The sequence below is a fragment of the Cognatiluteimonas lumbrici genome, assembly GCF_006476065.1.
Classification (GTDB): domain Bacteria; phylum Pseudomonadota; class Gammaproteobacteria; order Xanthomonadales; family Xanthomonadaceae; genus Cognatiluteimonas; species Cognatiluteimonas lumbrici.
The window spans coordinates 945,664-961,235 of sequence record NZ_ML636798.1 but is presented as its reverse complement, the minus strand read 5'-3'; the positions used below and the strand labels follow the sequence as shown (position 1 = coordinate 961,235).

Here is a 15,572-nt window from a genome sequence, read left to right as displayed (position 1 = left end):
GCCCAAAAAAGAAGGTCCAAAGGGACGAATGAACATCAACACTCACGAAGAACTCAAAGGGAAAATCTGGGAGATCGCCAACCGCCTGCGCGGGCCCTATCGTCCGCCGCAGTACCGGTTGGTCATGCTGCCGATGGTCGTTCTGCGCAGACTCGACTGCGTTTTGGAGCCCACCAAGGAAGCGGTACTGAAGCAGCACGAGAAGCTCATCGCCAAGGGCACGCCGGAGAAGGCGATGAGGAAGCTGTTGGGCAAGGCGGCCGACAAGGACCGAAAGTACCCGCTGTACAACACCAGCCGCTATACGTTCGCCAAACTGCTGGACGACCCGGAGAACATCGCTCCCAACCTGGTCGACTACATCAACGGTTTCTCCGAGACCGCCCGAAGGATTTTCGAACGCTTCAAGTTCGAAACCCAGATAGAGAAGCTGGACAACAGCAACCGCCTCTTCACCATCGTCAAGGCGATGGCGGCGCTGGACCTCCACCCCGACCGCATCGACAACCTGCAGATGGGCTATCTGTTCGAGCATCTAGTGATGCGCTTCAACGAGCAGGCCAACGAGGAGGCCGGCGACCACTTCACTCCGCGCGAAGTCATCCGGCTCATGGCCAATCTCGTCTATACCGGCGAGCAGGACGTATACAAGCCGGGCATCTTCCGCACCATTTACGACCCCACATGCGGCACCGGCGGCATGCTGTCGGAGTCGGAGAAGTTCATCCTGGCCCAGAATGCCAACGCCAACCTTGCGCTCTACGGCCAGGAGTACAACGACGAGTCCTGGGCGATCTGCTGCTCCGACATGCTGATCAAGGACGAGGACACCAGCAGCATCGTCCTCGGCGACACCCTTGGTGACGGCAAGACCAAGGACGGATTCGAAGGCAGGCAGTTCCACTACATGCTGGCCAATCCGCCGTTCGGAGTGGAATGGAAGGACCAGAAGGCCGTCGTCGAGAACGAGCACAAGAGGCTCGGGTTCTCAGGCCGCTTCGGTGCCGGTTTGCCGGCGATCAACGACGGCTCGCTGCTGTTCCTGCAGCACATGATCGCCAAGATGCTTCCGCACGAGGCCGGCAACGAGGACAAGCCGGGATCGAAGATCGCCATCGTCTTCAACGGGTCGCCCCTGTTCTCAGGGGACGCTGGCTCCGGCCCGTCCAACATCCGGCGCTGGATCATCGAGAACGACTGGTTGGATGCCATCGTCGCCCTGCCGGACCAGCTGTTCTACAACACGGGCATCTACACCTACGTCTGGCTGGTGACCAACCGCAAGCCGGCCGAGCGCCGCGGCAAGGTGCAGCTGATCGACGGTACACGCTTCTTCCGCAAGATGAAGAAGAGCCTCAACAACAAGCGCAACGAAATCTCCGATGAGCAGATCGATGCGCTCACGCGTATCTATGGCAACAATCAGGACGGCGAGACGGCTGAGGTTGTCATTGACCACAAGACCGGCGAAAACGAGACCCGCGTTGTCTCGCGCATTTTCGACAATCACGAGTTCGGCTTCCTGAAAGTGACGGTCGAGCGGCCACTGCGGATGAACTTCGCATGCACACCCGAGCGCCTCGCGCGGCTTGATGAGCAGTCGGCCTTCGCCAACCTGGCCGCCTCGAAGAAGCGGAAAGACGAAAAGGCGGCACGAAAGGAAGTTGCCGAGGGCAAGGCCCAGCAGGAGGAGATTCGAAGCCTGCTGGCGACGCTGGAGCCGAAGGGGTGCTATCGCGATCGCAAGGCGTTCGATGCCGACCTGACCAAAGCGGCGAAAAAGAACGGCGTCAAGATCGCAGCTCCCATCAGGAAAGCGATCTTCGCTGCCCTGGGCGAGCGTGATCCGAAGGCGGAGATCTGCCGTGACGCCAAGGGCCGCCCCGAGCCCGATAGCGAGCTGCGCGACACCGAGAACATTCCGCTGCCACCGGGCACCGAACTGCCGCTGCCGATGGACTTCGGTCCGGACAAGCCCAATGAACGGCTGATCGAAGCATTCCGCGGAACCATCGACGCTTACATGGAACGCGAAGTCCTTCCGCACGTCCGCGATGCCTGGGTGGACTACGGCAAGACCAAGGTGGGTTACGAGATCCCGATCAACCGGCACTTCTACGTCTACAAGCCGCCGCGCCCGCTTCCGGAGATCGAGGCCGATATCCGACAGCTGGAGGGCGAGATCGCCGACCTGTTGCAAGGACTCATGGCATGAGCAAGGACCTCACGCCCGCCGCGGAAGGCGAACTGCTGATCTACCCGGGCGGAGATGGCATCCGCGTCCTGTTGACCGGCGAAACCGTCTGGTTGACCCAGCGCCAGATCGCCGAGCTCTACGGCGTCTCGGTCCCGACGGTCAACGAGCACCTGTCCACCGTCTACAAGGAGGGTGAGATCGACCCTGAACGAACCATTCGGAAGTTCCGAATAGTTCAGATGGAAGGTGCCCGCAGCGTGCGCCGCGACGTGGATCACTACAGCCTGGAAGCCATCCTCGCCGTCGGCTACCGGGTGCGCTCCAACCGCGGCACCGAGTTCCGCCAGTGGGCCACGGCCCGTCTGGCCGAATACCTGGTGAAGGGCTTCGCGCTGGACGACGAGCGGCTAAAGGGCAACCGCAGCCCCGTCGACCACTTCGACGAGCTGCTGGCCCGCATCCGCGACATTCGCGCCAGCGAGGCTCGGGTCTATCAGCGCATCCGCGAGATCTTCGCCTTGGCCGTGGACTACCGCGAGGGCGAGCAGGCCACCCAGCGCTTCTTCGCCATCATGCAGAACAAGGTGCATTACGCCGCCACCGGCCTGACCGCGGCCGAGATCTTGCGCCGCCGCGCCGATGCCGCCCTGCCCAACATGGGCCTGAACACCTGGAAGGGCAGCCGCGTGCTCAAGCAGGACGTGGGCACCGCCAAGAACTACCTGGACGCGCAGGAAATCGACGTCCTCAACCGCATCACCGTCATGTTCCTGGACCAAGCCGAGTTCCGCGCCATGCGCCGGCAGGACATCCGCCTGGCCGACTGGGACGGCTTCCTCGACAAGTTTCTGCGCGATACCGAACTGCCGGTGTTGGACAACGCCGGTAAGGTCAGGCACGCCGATGCACTGGAGTGGGCGCAGCGCCAGTACGACGAGTTTTCCGAACGGCGGCGCCTGGAAGCCGAGCAGGCGGCGGAGGCGCGGTATGTGGAGGATTTGCGGAGTGCGGCTGAATCACTGAAATCGTCACTTGTGAAGAGCCCTGCCAAGGATCCGCAAAAACGCAAGCGGAAGCCGGGAGCTGATGAATGAGCTTTGATCCGGCCAATTCCTATGGAAGATTGCCTGTTGGTTGGCGGATAGAGCGGCTCAAGTTCTTCGCCGAAGTTAGAAACAGCAACGTCGACAAGGTGATCTCAGAGGGCGAGGTACCAGTACGGCTATGCAATTACACTGATGTCTATTACAACGACCGCATTACGTCGGACATGGACTTCATGGAAGGCTCCGCGTCCGATGCGGAGCTGGCCAGATTCTCTCTGAAATCTGGACAGGTTCTGTTGACGAAAGACAGTGAGAGTTGGCAGGACATTGGTGTACCTGCTTTCGTTGCTGAGGACATGCCGGGCGTAGTGTGCGGATACCACCTGTCGATTCTGGACCCGGGTCCGGAACTGGATGGTGGTTATCTCGCATGGCTATGCCGCTCAGCGGCGCTGAACGACCAGTTCAAACTGGGCTCAAATGGCGTCACAAGGTTCGGTCTTGGCCAGTACCCACTCAAGAATGCCTTGGTGGCTGTTCCTCCGATCGAAGTCCAGCAACGCATCGCCCGCTTCCTGGACGAGAAGACCGCGCGCATCGATGCCCTGATCGAGAAGAAGCAGGTGCTGCTGGAGCGGCTGGCCGAGAAGCGTCAGGCCCTGATCACCCGTGCCGTCACCCAAGGCTTGAACCCGGATGTTCCGATGAAGCCATCGGGCCTCGATTGGGTCGAGCAAATTCCTGCACATTGGCAATCAGGGAACATTCGGCGCTTCGCCATGATGAAGACCGGCCATACGCCATCGAGGTCAGTTCCCGAGTATTGGGATGAGTGCACTATTCCGTGGTTCACGCTGGCCGACGTGTGGCAGATTCGTGATGGCAGGCGCTGGTATCTGGGAGAAACGTCAGAACGAATCAGCGAGCTGGGCTTGGCCAACTCGGCGGCTGAACTCCTCCCGGTGGGCACGGTGATCCTGTCCCGTACGGCTTCCGTAGGGTTCTCAGGGATCATGCCGGTTCCCATGGCAACCAGTCAGGACTTCTGGAACTGGGTTTGCGGTCCAAATCTGACACCTGAGTATTTGCTACTTCTTTTCAGGGCAATGACGGACGAGTTCGAGCTGAGCACTAACGGATCGACCCATAAGACCATCTACCAGGGAATTGCGGCCGGGTTGAGAATCTGCCTTCCCGGTGTGGATGAGCAGCAGCAGATTTCGAAGTATGTTTTTGCAGCCTTGAATGATCTGGACGCAGTGCACGCGAAGGTAAGTGAATCGACGGAAACATTGCGCTCCTACAGGACTTCACTCATTACCGCCGCCGTCACCGGCCAAGTCCCGGAACTCAACGGATAGGGGAATCCGCATGCCCGGCCATACCGAATACGCCTTCGAAACCGCCATCGAGGCCGGGCTGCTGGGCGCTGGCGGCTACCAGAAGCGTGCTGCCACTGACTTCGACGAAGCGATGGCGCTGTTCCCGGTCGACGTCATCGGCTTCATCCGCGACAGCCAGCCCGCGCGCTGGGAGCACCTGGAAGGCCTGCTAGGCGCCCGGACCGAGGCCACGGTTCTGGATGCGCTGGTCAAGGAGCTGGAGACCAAGGGCACATTGCACGTGCTGCGCCACGGCTTCAAGTGCTACGGCAAGACGCTCCATTTGGCGTACTTCCGCCCCAACTCGGGCATGAACCCGGAGGCAGCGGCGAAGTACGCGCACAACCGCCTCACCATCACCCGGCAGGTCGCCTTCATCTCTGTGCTCAAGCGCCCGGACGGCAAGCCGCGGCGCTGCATCATCGATGTCACCCTGGCCGTGAACGGCCTGCCGGTGGCCACGGTGGAGCTGAAGAACCCGCTGACCGGCCAGCGCGCCAGCCACGCCATCCACCAGTACCAGCACGACCGCGACGAGCGCGACCGGCTGTTCGCGTTCAAGCAGCGGGCGCTGGTGCATTTCGCCGTGGACCCGGACGAGGCGTGGATGACCACCCGGCTCAAGGGCAGGGACACGGTGTTCCTGCCGTTCAATCGCGGCTACAACCACGGTGCCGGCAATCCGCCGGTGGAAGGCAACTGGAAGACCCACTACTTGTGGGACGAGGTGCTGGCCGCCGACAGCCTGCTCGACATCCTGCAGCGCTTCATGCACCTGGAGGTAAAGGAGCGCCAGGTGAAGTCCGACAAGGGCGTGCGCACGATCCGCAAGGAGACGATGATCTTCCCGCGCTATCACCAGCTCGACGCGGTGCGTCGATTGGTGGGCCATGCACAGGCACACGGTTCCGGCCACAACTACCTGGTCCAGCACTCGGCCGGCTCCGGCAAGTCCAACTCCATCGCCTGGCTGGCGCACCGGCTCGCCAGCCTGCACGACGCCAGGGACGACAAGGTATTCCATTCGGTGGTGGTGGTCACCGACCGCCGGGTGCTCGACCAGCAGTTGCAGAACACCATCTACCAGTTCGAGCACAAGACCGGCGTGGTGGAGAAGATTGACGAGGACACCCGACAGCTTGCCCGTGCGCTCTCCACCGGCACGCCGATCGTCATCAGCACGATCCAGAAGTTCCCCTTCATCGCCCGAGCCTTGCAGCGCCTGGAGCAGGCCGGCGAAGACGTGAAGATCGACACCGCCGGCAAGCGCTTCGCGGTGATCGTGGATGAGGCGCACTCGTCGCAGAGCGGGGAAACCGCGATGGCCCTGCGCGGCATGCTCAATCGCGACGGCATCGAGGCGGCGGTGGCCGCGCAGCTTTCGGACGAGGAGGACGAGGACCTGGACGAGGCGGCCCGTGCGGCAATCCTGCGTGACGCGAAGCAACGCGCACGCCAGCCCAACCTGAGCTTTTTTGCCTTCACCGCCACGCCAAAGTTCAAGACCAAGGTGCTGTTCGACGAACCGGGGCCGAGCGGCGAGTCGCCGTTCCACGAGTACTCCATGCGTCAGGCCATCGAGGAAGGCTTCATCATGGACGTGCTGGAGAACTACACCACCTACAAGCGCTTTTTCGGGCTGATCAAACAGGTGGAGAACGACCCGGAGGTTCCACGCAAGCAGGCGGCCAAGGCGCTGACCCGGTACATGGAGCTGCACCCGGTCAACATCGAGCAGGTGGTGTCGGTGATCGTCGAGCACTTCCGCCTGCACGTGCTGCACGAGCTGGGCGGCCGCGCCAAGGCAATGGTGGTGACCGGTTCGCGGCTGGCGGCAGTGAAGTACAAGCTGGCCTTCGATCGCTACATCAAGGAGAACCGGTACGACGGCATCCGCTCGCTGGTGGCGTTCTCCGGCACGGTGGAGGATCCGGACGATCCGGGTGCCTCGTACACCGAGGTGGCGATGAACGACGGCCTCGCCGAAAGCGAGCTGCCGGAGGCCTTCGAGCGCGACGACTACCGCGTATTGCTGGTGGCCGAGAAGTACCAGACCGGCTTCGACCAGCCATTGCTGCAGACCATGTACGTGGTCAAGAAACTGGCCGGCGTGCAGGCGGTGCAGACGCTGTCGCGGCTCAACCGGATGGCGCCGGGGAAGAAACGCACCTTCGTCCTCGACTTCGTCAACAAGGAAGAGGACATTCACAAGGCCTTCAAGCCTTACTACGAAAGCACGCCCATCGGCGAGAACGCCGATCCGCACAAGCTGTCGGCCTTGCAGCACAAGCTGCTGGCGCCGGCCATCTTCACCCAGTCCGACGTCGATCAGTTTGCCCAGGCCTGGTACCGTCCGCGCCGCGAGCCGACGGGCAACGACCACAAGCAGATGAACGCGGTGTTGGACACGGTGGTCGAGGGCTTCCGGCAAAAGGATGAGAAGGAGCGCGAGGAGTTCCGCGGCCTGCTGACGGCGTACCGCAACCTGTACGCGTTCCTGTCGCAGATCATTCCCTACCAGGACAGTGACCTGGAGAAGCTGTACGCCTTCGTGCGCAACCTGATTGCCAAGCTGCCTCCTGTCGACGACGGCGGCCCGTTCGTACTTGAGGACGAGGTCAGCCTGCGCTACTTCCGGATGCAGCAGATCACCGATGGGTCGATCGACCTGGGCAAGGGTGAGGCCTACCCCCTGAAGGGACCGACCGACGTCGGCACCGCAGCAGTGGCGGACCAGGATGTCGCGCTGTCCAGTCTCGTGGAGAAGCTCAACGAGCGATTCGGCACTGACTTCACCGAGGCCGATCAGCTGTTCTTCGACCAGATCCGGGTATCGGCCGAGGCGAGCGAGACCATCCAGGAAGCGGCGAAGGCCAACAACCTCACCGACTTCACCGCGTACCTCGAGCGCGTGCTGGATGAGCTGTTCATCGAGCGAATGGACGGGAACGAGGAGATCTTCTCGCGGGTGATGACGGACCGGCAGTTCCGATCCGCGGCCAGTGAGCATTTGGCGTTCGAAATCTTTGAGCGCCTTCGCCTGCCGGGCTTGGAAAAGGAAGAACAGGGGCAGGGATTGCCGTGAACAACTCCCCTCAAATCATCGACACTGCTGCCGGCTGAGTGCGATGAGCTGCACGTGACCATCGAAGGGTTGCTCGGAACTCTCAGCTACGCACTGTTCCGCGGGCATGGGCCTCCTACGCGCGACTATGGAACACCTCGTCGACCTGCTCCTTTCCCTCGAAGATGGCGAGAGGGTCGAACGCTTGGAGAGAGGAAGGCCGACCTCTAAGTGAGGTGGCTGCTCAGGTGTATGCTCCGCTTTACATAACGGGGAGCGGTCCAATGTCTGCAAAGGTAAAGGAGTGGTTGAGGTTCTGCGGCTACGGGGTGGTCGGGGTTGCTGCGGTTTTCGGTCTGACCGGTGACCTCGGTATGCACGACTCTTCCTTCTTAATCATCATCATCGTTGGAACTGTACTCGGCACGTCAGGGTACGTCGGCGCACGTTTCGCTTCGCGCTCAACCTCCAATGACTCCCCCGGGGATCGTTGAGCTCAGCTCGCGGCTATCTAGCGGAGATGGGCGCTCGATAGCGCCCGTTTTAAACTTTGATCGGGCCGAACATTCCCGTGTAGATCAGTGCGTTCCACAACTTCTTGATTGCTTGCCCGGTCTCCTGACTTACGAACAGTGAAGACCGGCTCCCGTGGGGCCTGCCAATAAGATACGGGCGCATTGTTTCCCACGTTTCTGCGACCTCCGACCAGCGCCAACAGGGTAGTTCCTTTTCCAGAATCAGAGGAACGGCAAGCGCCAAAGGAATCAGGCCGCCAGCCTCCAACGGCCTCTGCCAGTTGCACCTGACGAGAATGCTTGTTGCGGCTTCGTTGTAGAAGGTGACATCCAATCGTTCGGCAGTAATTTCCGCAATGCTGCTATGCGGGAGCGTAGCGACAGAGTCGATCACTTCTTGCCCATCGCCATATGGGCATGTAACGAATCCGTTCGCGAAGCAAATGGTGTGATCAAGCCCCTGGTATCCACATCTGTCGGTGGGGGTTGTAACCGGGGTGCGGCTGTCATGATGCGTCACCAACGGATGCCAACTGGGATAGGCATCGACCACGGGGCCGAGTTCGTCAACGAGGTCCAGAAGCACTTCTTTAGCTCGAGCCCTGGTCGGCTCGCTGACGTCCCGGGGGCTGGGCACGAGATACGCCTCGGCATGCTCATACCCGAGTCGTGCCGCTTCGTCTGCTCTGAACGCCATAGGGGATGCTCCTAGCCGGTTTCCAGCATAGTAACCCAATGTCGTGCATAAAGCAATACGCGCATGCGCGAAAGTAACTGGTAGCGCGAAGCATCGTTTCCTGTCGCTTGCGGCCTCGGTAGGCTGACCCCCATGTGCTACTCCGCCCAAATAGAAGCCAGCTACCAGCGCTACGTCCGCGCCTTCGGCGCCGACATCGACATCGCCACCTTCGTGCGCCTGTACATCGACCGCGCCCACGGCAGCGGCGCCAAGATCCCCAAGGGCATGGACGCCGCGTTCATGGTCCCGGCCAGCGACTGGGAGCGCGAGATCAAGGCGCTGATCGACGCGCATGACGCCGAGGCGGGCGCACCCTACAGACGAAGACCACGAAGAAGGCGCTGGAGGACCGGCGGATCGCCACCTCGAAGATCGACTGGGCGCTGGGCAAGCTCGCGGACCTGCGTCGCACCCGCCCCGAGCCGCGCGACAGCCGCATCTTCCCCGGCATGCATGCGCCGGTGCTGGTGTGGGAAGGCGGCCGCCGGGTGGTCAAGCCGATGCGCTACCAGTGCCGGCCGGCGGGCAAGCCGGCGTTCTTCGACCGCAAGTTCCCGGGCACCTACAACGCCCGCCGCGACAACCTCGAGGGGTTCTGGAAGGACGCGTTCGGCCTGACCCACGGGCTGATGGTCGCCTCGCGCTTCTACGAGAACGTGTCGCGCCACCGGATGGAGGGCCGCGAGCTGGGCGAGGGCGAGCAGGAAGAAAACGTCATCCTCGAGTTCGCCCCGCGCGACGGTTCGGAGATGCTGATCGCCTGCCTGTGGTCGCGCTGGACCAGTGGCGCGGGCGAGCCGGAGCTGCTGTCGTTCGCCGCCATCACCGACGAGCCCGAACCCGAGGTCGCCGCCGCCGGCCACGACCGCACCGTCATCAACATCAAGCCCGAGCACATCGACGCCTGGCTGAACCCGGAGCCGGGCAACCTCGCGGCGCTTTACGCGATCTTCGACGACCGGCGGCACCCGTACTACGAGCACCGAATGGCAGCCTGAGCGTGCCCTCCCGCCTGCTCAAGCTGTTCCTTGGATTGATCGCCTACGGCGTGTCCATGGTGATGATGCTGCGGTCCGGTCTGGGCCTGATGCCGTGGGACGTGCTGCACCAGGGGCTTTCGCTGCAGGGCGGCTGGCCGATGGGTCGCGTCACCATCGCGGTGAGCTGCGTGGTCCTGCTGGTCTGGATCCCGCTGCGACAGAAGCCGGGCTTCGGCACTTTGTGCAATGCGGTGGTGATCGGGCTGGTGTTCGACCTCGTCAACGGCTGGATCGGCGATCGCCTGCTCGATGCGCCGCTCGCGCTGCGGGCGGCTTTGCTGGCGGGTGGGATCGTGCTCAATGGCGCGGCGACGGCGGCCTATCTGGGCGCACATCTCGACCCCGGCCCGCGCGACGGGCTGATGACCGGCCTGGTGCGCAGGACAGGCCGTTCGGTGCGCCTGGTGCGCACGCTGATCGAAGGCAGCGTGCTGGTCACGGGCTTCCTGCTCGGCGGTACCCTGGGCCTCGGCACGGTGGCTTACGTGTTGCTGATCGGGCCGTTGATCCAGGCGATGCTGCCGTGGTTCGACGGGCGGCCACCCGTGCGCGCTTGACGGGGCCGCAGGCGGGGATCAGATTGACCGCAAAAGGGGGAGCTCCATGTTCAACACCATCGTGAAGTACGGCGTGATCGCCGGCCTGGTCGTGGCCGCCGTCATGTTCGCCACGTTCCTCGGTTTCGGCGACATGCCGCCGATGCCCTGGGGCATGGTCATCGGCTATGCCGGCATGCTGGTCGCGCTCAGCGCGGTGTTCGTCGGCATCAAGCGCCACCGCGACGTGGACCGGGGCGGGGTGATCGGGTTCTGGCCGGCCATCGGCATGGGCCTGGCGATCAGCTTCATCGCCGGCGTGTTCTACGTAGTCGCCTGGGAAGCGGTGCTGGCGATCACCGACATGGACTTCATCGCGTCCTATTCGAACGCCATGCTCGAGCAGGCCCGCGCCGAGGGCGCCACCGAAGCGGCCCTGGCCAAGCTCGCGGCGGACATGGAGGCCCTGAAGGTCCAGTACGCCAACCCGATGTTCCGCATGCCCATGACCTTCGTCGAGATCTTCCCGGTCAGCGTGCTGGTCTCGCTGGTCTCGGCGGCGCTGCTGCGGAATCCGCGGTTCCTGCCAGCGCGGCGCTGAGCGGCACCGGGGAATTGCGCCCATTCTGGGCATTATCGTGCCCGATATGGGCAAGACAGCAGGCAAGTGCGTCAGTGAGGCGGCGGCACTCTATGCCAGCGCCAGCCTGTCCGACGCACTGTTCACCCGGACCCAGCAGCGCGTGCTGGCGCTGCTGTTCTGCCAGCCGGGGCGGGCGTTGAGCGTCAGCGAACTGATCCAGGCCACGGGTGCCGGCAGCGGTGCGGTCCAACGCGAGATCGCACGGCTCGCCGGCAGTGGCCTGCTGGTCTCCGAGCAGCTCGGCAACCAGAAGCGTTACAGCGCAAATCCCGACAGCCCGATCCACCACGAACTGGTCGGCATCGTCCGCAAGACGTTCGGCCTGGTGGCGCCGCTACAGGGGGCGCTGGCACCCTTGGCGAGCCGGATCAAGGTTGCGTTCGTCTACGGATCGGTGGCGAAGGGCAGCGACACGGCCGCGAGCGACATCGATCTGTTCCTGGTTTCCGATGAGCTGACGTACGCCGATGTCGTGGGCGCACTGCATCCCTTGATCGAACAGCTCGGTCGCGACATCAATCCCGCCATCTATTCGCGGGCCGACCTGCGCAAGCGCGTCGAGGCCGACAACGCCTTCGTGGTGCGCGTGCTGGAGCAACCCAAGCTGTGGGTGATCGGAGGCGAGGGTGACCTCGGCGCTTGAGAACCCTCGGCTTGCGAGGCGGTCGCGGCTGCGCTGGACGCATCATGAATAGGCACCGGCCTTAGGCACTCCGGAGGGTCGCTTTCCGTAAGGACGGGTATGCGTCCGGAGGATCAATCACTCCCATGAAACGTTTCTCCTGCGCGCTAGCCCTCGTCCTCGCCCTCGGCGCCCAGGCCGCCGAGCCGACACCTTGCACCCTCGAGGCCTGGTCCACCGGCACCACCCCGGCCGAGCGCCGCATCCATGCCGGCCCGGGCGCGGACACGCCGGTCATCACCACAATGCCGGCGCCGATCGAGTTCGCGGGGTTCACCTTCCGCGTCACGCTGACGATCACCGAGGCGCGCGACGGCTGGTTCCGCGTGTCGCTGGCCATGGCCGACAACCCGATCCTCGACGCGCTGCCGAGCATCGTGTTCAAGGGCGACGGCTGGGTCTCCGGCGAGTACCTCGGGCTGGTGCTCAACCACGTGCACCTGTACGCGGAGCCGTCGGGCGAGGCGGCCGTCGTCGCGAAGCTGGCGGCGCTGGACGAGGACGGTGTGCTGTGGGGCTCCGACTCGACGGTGGTCACCCGCCTGCTCGACTGCCGCGGCGACTGGGTCTCGCTCGAGGGCACGCTGCTCGGCCGCGAGGTGCGCGGCTGGACCACCGGCACCTGCGCCAACCAGGTCACGACCTGCCCCTGAGCGGGTCAGTCCATCCGCGCTAATCGGACAGGCGCCCGATCGCCTGCGACGGCGTGATGATCTCGACGCCCCGTAACGGAGTGGCCGCATGCAGGTCCGCGTCTCCGGTCACGAGTGCCTCGGCGTTGCCTGCTTCCACCCAGGGCAGGTAGTCGGCAAGGAGGTCCTGTTGTTCTTCGGGTGCCAGCCGGAACTTTGGATAGGCCAGTACGCGGACGAGTTCCGCGATCGTCTCGCTGCTCGCCAACGGAATCAGCAAACGCGACTGCCACGCGAGTCGCAGCTTCCCGCACGTGCCGCCCGGCCTCACCAGTGCCGCCAGGACGACATTGGTATCGAGGACCCAGCGCGGGGCACCGCGTGCGCGGCCGGTCACGGCTTGCGCTTGCGCACTGGCTTGTAGCCGGCCTTGGGCTCCGCGACGCGCCGGCCTTCGGTACGACGGGCCCAGGCCACCGCCTCGGCAAGATCGTCGTCTCCCAACCGGAGTTCGGCGAGCTTTGCACGCACGGCGTCGGCGCGCTGGATGCGCACCGGGGTCAGCACCAGTTGCCCGGCGCGGACCTCGATCTCGAAGTACTCGGGGTTGCCGGCAGCTTCGACGGCAGCCTTGGGCAGCGTCAGCTGGTTCTTGCTGGTGAGCTTGGCGAGCATGGCCGGGGCGACGACAGGGTAAGGAATCCTTACCGTACGCCACGCCGCCTGAGGCCGCAAGGCGGAAGAGCCATGCGGATTTGACTGACGGGCAGCCGCGGCGCACCCTGATGGCAATCTTTGCCATGAGGTGTCCCAATGGCCACCATGAACATGTCCCTGCCGGATCAGCTGAAGCGGTTCGTGGACGAGGAAGTCCGCGAGGGTGGGTACGCCAGCACCTCGGATTACATGCGTGACCTGATCCGCCAGCGCCAGCGGGCCAAGGCCGAAGAGCTGCTACGCCGGCTGATTGCCGAGGGCCTGGCCTCCGGGCCCGCCGAGCCGGTGACGAAGCAAACCTTCGAGCAGATGCGCAAGGAATTGCGCGAACACGCGGCCCGTGAAGCCGATTGAGTGGCGCCCGGCCGCCAGGCGTGACGTTGCCGAGGGCGCGCGGTGGCACGCGCGGAAAGGCGGCCTGGCGTTGGGCGAGCGATTCCTTGCCCAGGGGCATGTCACGCTGGAACTGATCGGTCGCTACCCGGCGTCCGGTTCACCTCGACACGAACGAGTCATGCCGGACCTGCCTGAGCCCCTCCGGTTCTTCCCGGTCCGCGGGTTCGAGACGTACCTGGTGTATTACATCGAGCTTCCGGACCACGTGGAGGTCCTTCGCATCTGGAACGCGGCGCGTGGCCTGGACGCATTGATGGCGGACGATCGCTAGCAGGTCGGCGCGTACCTACTCCAGGTCCAGCGCCTTCTCCGCCGCATCCGCATACGCTTTGCAGCTCTTCGGTTGCGGATGCGGGTTCTTCGTATCGGCGAAGTCCCAGCCGCTGAAGTCCGGGTGCGGGGTGATGAGCACGTCGCAGGGCAGGGCGCGCACGACGTCGAACGTCCGGGCGAAGTCCTCGGCCAGGCGCGGGTAGCGCGGGTTGTCGCGTAGTTGGTAGCCAGGGGCGGTCAGGCTGTCCACGTAGGCGATGCGCACGGGCTGGCCGTCGCGGGTGTCGGTCCAGGTCCAGGCGGTGCTGCCCGGGGTGTGGCCGGGCATGGAGTGGGCGGTGAGTTGCATGCCGCCGAGTTCGACGACCTCGCGGTCGCGCACGATGCGGTCGGTTTGCACCGGCGGGTAGAGGATGCGGTCACCGAAGTGGATGTCGTCGCTGCCGCCGTGCGCCAGCAGCCAGGCGGACTCGGCGCTGGCGAGCACGCGGGCGCCCGTGGCGCGCTTGACCGCGGCGAACGGCCCGACGTGGTCGCCGTGGGCCTGGGTGGAGAGCATCAACTTCAGGTCGTCCGGAGCGACGCCAAGCTGCTGCATGTTCGACAGCAGCATGTCGGCTGCCTGCGGCAGGCCTCCGTCGATGAGGATGGCGCCGTCGTCGGTGACCACCAGCAGTGCGGTGAGGTCGGCGGTTCCGATGTGCCAGGTGTGGTCGGCGATCCGCACCGGCGCTACCGGTTGCCGCCAGCTGTCGGGCGTGGTGTAGGCCTCGGCTTGCGGCAATACCGGATCGGCGGCAGCGGCGGGGAAAGCGGTGGCGAGCAGGGCGGCGAGAATCAGTGTCCTGGGCATCGGGCGGCGTCCGGTGGCGATCCCGCTAGGGTAACGCCGGTGGCCGCCCTTCCGACGCTCAGGTGAGCTTCTTGTACACCGTCATCCCCAGCACGAACAGGATGATCGCGATGATCACCGCGGCCCAGAACAGGAACTTGGCGATGCCCATGGCGGCGCCGGCAAGCCCGGTGAAGCCGAGCAGCCCGGCGACCAGCCCGATGATGGCGAAGATGATGGCCCACTTGATCATGGCGTGGCTCCGCGAAGGTCTGGTTCCACGGTAGGAACCGGCGGGTCGCATCCGGGTGAAGGCGCTACGACGCGGACAACGCCGCCACCGCGCGCTCGACCACCTCGGCGAGGGGGCGGTCGGTGTTTAGCGCCAGCACGTCGGGCTCGTGGTCGGGGACCTGCAGCGCATCGAGCTGGCTGGCGAGCAGTTCGGGCGGCATGAAGTGGTCGTTGCGGGTGGCCAGCCGCCCCGCGATCACGTGCGGCGGCGCCTGCAGGTACACGAAGCGCAGCGGCACGCCGCTGTCGCGCAGGCGTTGCCGGTGCGCGGCGCGCAGTCCCGAGAAGGCGAGGACCGTCGAGCGCCCTGATCGCGCATGGCGGCGCAGTTCATCCGCCAGGGTCTGGACCCACGGTTCACGCTCGCTGTCGGTCAGGGGAATTCCGGCCGCCATGCCAGACCGGGCATCGGCCGAGTGGAAGTCGTCGGCGTCCAGGAATTCGAAGCCGAAGTGCGCGGCGAGTTCACGCGCGACCGTGGTCTTGCCGCTGCCGGCGACTCCGATCACGACGATGGCGCTGGGGCTGCTGGCCATGGGAGTAGAGTAAGGACGGACGGCGTTGGGCCCGGTGATCGGAAACAT

Annotated in this window: 16 protein-coding genes and 1 pseudogene; 11 read left to right on the top strand and 6 right to left on the bottom strand. The window is 64.3% G+C overall.

Annotated features, from left to right (window positions below; all coding sequences use genetic code 11):
• Positions 1-28: 28 nt before the first annotated feature.
• The 4 genes from E4F25_RS04750 to E4F25_RS04735 are packed head-to-tail and all read left to right on the top strand — an operon-like array spanning position 29 to position 7,710.
• A complete protein-coding gene (locus E4F25_RS04750) occupies positions 29-2,215 on the top strand; it encodes a type I restriction-modification system subunit M (protein ID WP_140909063.1) in 2,187 nt (728 codons plus the stop codon).
• Positions 2,212-3,291, top strand: coding sequence for a virulence RhuM family protein (locus E4F25_RS04745; RefSeq protein ID WP_140909062.1), 1,080 nt, complete (start codon positions 2,212-2,214; stop codon positions 3,289-3,291). Before E4F25_RS04750 ends, E4F25_RS04745 begins: the two co-directional genes overlap by 4 nt.
• Positions 3,288-4,604 carry a restriction endonuclease subunit S gene (locus tag E4F25_RS04740; protein ID WP_140909061.1) on the top strand — a complete coding sequence of 439 codons (1,317 nt, stop codon included), beginning with the start codon at positions 3,288-3,290 and terminating at the stop codon, positions 4,602-4,604. The genes E4F25_RS04745 and E4F25_RS04740 overlap by 4 nt, the downstream gene beginning before the upstream one ends.
• Positions 4,605-4,614: 10 nt before the next feature.
• The gene (locus E4F25_RS04735) at positions 4,615-7,710 is read left to right on the top strand and encodes a type I restriction endonuclease subunit R (RefSeq protein WP_140909060.1); all 3,096 of its coding nucleotides are present in this window, start codon (positions 4,615-4,617) and stop codon (positions 7,708-7,710) included.
• Between the two features lie 522 nt (positions 7,711-8,232).
• Here E4F25_RS04735 and E4F25_RS04730 read toward each other — a convergent pair.
• Positions 8,233-8,790 (bottom strand): hypothetical protein, encoded by a 558-nt coding sequence (locus tag E4F25_RS04730; RefSeq protein WP_246069757.1) that lies wholly within the window; start codon positions 8,788-8,790, stop codon positions 8,233-8,235.
• Between the two features lie 243 nt (positions 8,791-9,033).
• Between E4F25_RS04730 and E4F25_RS04725 the strand changes: the two are divergent.
• The 5 genes and pseudogenes from E4F25_RS04725 (at position 9,034) to E4F25_RS04705 (ending at position 12,497) form a co-directional block, all read left to right on the top strand.
• Positions 9,034-9,941 (top strand): annotated as a pseudogene (locus tag E4F25_RS04725) (SOS response-associated peptidase family protein).
• Positions 9,942-9,943: 2 nt separating this feature from the next.
• A complete protein-coding gene (gene yczE / locus E4F25_RS04720) occupies positions 9,944-10,540 on the top strand; it encodes a membrane protein YczE (protein WP_246069755.1) in 597 nt (198 codons plus the stop codon).
• Positions 10,541-10,586: 46 nt separating this feature from the next.
• Positions 10,587-11,120, top strand: coding sequence for a DUF4199 domain-containing protein (locus tag E4F25_RS04715; protein WP_140909058.1), 534 nt, complete (start codon positions 10,587-10,589; stop codon positions 11,118-11,120).
• Between the two features lie 46 nt (positions 11,121-11,166).
• Positions 11,167-11,805 carry a nucleotidyltransferase domain-containing protein gene (locus E4F25_RS04710; RefSeq protein WP_140909057.1) on the top strand — a complete coding sequence of 213 codons (639 nt, stop codon included), beginning with the start codon at positions 11,167-11,169 and terminating at the stop codon, positions 11,803-11,805.
• A 125-nt stretch (positions 11,806-11,930) separates the two neighbouring features.
• Positions 11,931-12,497 (top strand): SH3 domain-containing protein, encoded by a 567-nt coding sequence (locus tag E4F25_RS04705; protein ID WP_140909056.1) that lies wholly within the window; start codon positions 11,931-11,933, stop codon positions 12,495-12,497.
• A gap of 19 nt (positions 12,498-12,516) precedes the next feature.
• Here the strand turns inward: E4F25_RS04705 and E4F25_RS04700 are convergent, their stop codons facing one another.
• Entirely contained in the window at positions 12,517-12,873 is a 357-nt protein-coding gene (locus E4F25_RS04700) for a PIN domain-containing protein (protein ID WP_140909055.1), read from the bottom strand.
• Positions 12,870-13,151 (bottom strand): AbrB/MazE/SpoVT family DNA-binding domain-containing protein, encoded by a 282-nt coding sequence (locus E4F25_RS04695; protein ID WP_140909054.1) that lies wholly within the window; start codon positions 13,149-13,151, stop codon positions 12,870-12,872. The genes E4F25_RS04700 and E4F25_RS04695 overlap by 4 nt, the downstream gene beginning before the upstream one ends.
• Positions 13,152-13,289: 138 nt before the next feature.
• Between E4F25_RS04695 and E4F25_RS04690 the strand changes: the two genes are divergently transcribed.
• The gene (locus E4F25_RS04690) at positions 13,290-13,547 is read left to right on the top strand and encodes a type II toxin-antitoxin system ParD family antitoxin (protein ID WP_140909053.1); all 258 of its coding nucleotides are present in this window, start codon (positions 13,290-13,292) and stop codon (positions 13,545-13,547) included.
• The gene (locus E4F25_RS04685) at positions 13,534-13,860 is read left to right on the top strand and encodes a type II toxin-antitoxin system RelE/ParE family toxin (RefSeq protein WP_140909052.1); all 327 of its coding nucleotides are present in this window, start codon (positions 13,534-13,536) and stop codon (positions 13,858-13,860) included. The genes E4F25_RS04690 and E4F25_RS04685 overlap by 14 nt, the downstream gene beginning before the upstream one ends.
• A gap of 15 nt (positions 13,861-13,875) precedes the next feature.
• Here the strand turns inward: E4F25_RS04685 and bla are convergent, their stop codons facing one another.
• From bla to E4F25_RS04670, 3 genes are all read right to left on the bottom strand, one after another.
• Positions 13,876-14,715 carry a subclass B3 metallo-beta-lactamase gene (gene bla, locus E4F25_RS04680; protein WP_140909051.1) on the bottom strand — a complete coding sequence of 280 codons (840 nt, stop codon included), beginning with the start codon at positions 14,713-14,715 and terminating at the stop codon, positions 13,876-13,878.
• Between the two features lie 58 nt (positions 14,716-14,773).
• Positions 14,774-14,947 carry a DUF1328 domain-containing protein gene (locus E4F25_RS04675; protein ID WP_140909050.1) on the bottom strand — a complete coding sequence of 58 codons (174 nt, stop codon included), beginning with the start codon at positions 14,945-14,947 and terminating at the stop codon, positions 14,774-14,776.
• Between the two features lie 64 nt (positions 14,948-15,011).
• Positions 15,012-15,572, bottom strand: coding sequence for a gluconokinase (locus E4F25_RS04670; RefSeq protein WP_140909049.1), 561 nt, complete (start codon positions 15,570-15,572; stop codon positions 15,012-15,014).

Excerpts from the sequence above, each read along its gene's own strand:
- E4F25_RS04710 (WP_140909057.1), top strand. The coding sequence starts at position 11,167 with ATGGGCAAGACAGCAGGCAAGTGCGTCAGTGAGGCGGCGGCACTCTAT.
- E4F25_RS04695 (WP_140909054.1), bottom strand. The coding sequence starts at position 13,151 with ATGCTCGCCAAGCTCACCAGCAAGAACCAGCTGACGCTGCCCAAGGCT.
- E4F25_RS04675 (WP_140909050.1), bottom strand. The coding sequence starts at position 14,947 with ATGATCAAGTGGGCCATCATCTTCGCCATCATCGGGCTGGTCGCCGGG.
- E4F25_RS04705 (WP_140909056.1), top strand. The coding sequence starts at position 11,931 with ATGAAACGTTTCTCCTGCGCGCTAGCCCTCGTCCTCGCCCTCGGCGCC.
- bla (WP_140909051.1), bottom strand. The coding sequence starts at position 14,715 with ATGCCCAGGACACTGATTCTCGCCGCCCTGCTCGCCACCGCTTTCCCC.
- E4F25_RS04750 (WP_140909063.1), top strand. The coding sequence starts at position 29 with ATGAACATCAACACTCACGAAGAACTCAAAGGGAAAATCTGGGAGATC.
- E4F25_RS04715 (WP_140909058.1), top strand. The coding sequence starts at position 10,587 with ATGTTCAACACCATCGTGAAGTACGGCGTGATCGCCGGCCTGGTCGTG.
- E4F25_RS04690 (WP_140909053.1), top strand. The coding sequence starts at position 13,290 with ATGGCCACCATGAACATGTCCCTGCCGGATCAGCTGAAGCGGTTCGTG.
- E4F25_RS04745 (WP_140909062.1), top strand. The coding sequence starts at position 2,212 with ATGAGCAAGGACCTCACGCCCGCCGCGGAAGGCGAACTGCTGATCTAC.
- E4F25_RS04670 (WP_140909049.1), bottom strand. The coding sequence starts at position 15,572 with ATGTTTCCGATCACCGGGCCCAACGCCGTCCGTCCTTACTCTACTCCC.
- E4F25_RS04735 (WP_140909060.1), top strand. The coding sequence starts at position 4,615 with ATGCCCGGCCATACCGAATACGCCTTCGAAACCGCCATCGAGGCCGGG.
- E4F25_RS04740 (WP_140909061.1), top strand. The coding sequence starts at position 3,288 with ATGAGCTTTGATCCGGCCAATTCCTATGGAAGATTGCCTGTTGGTTGG.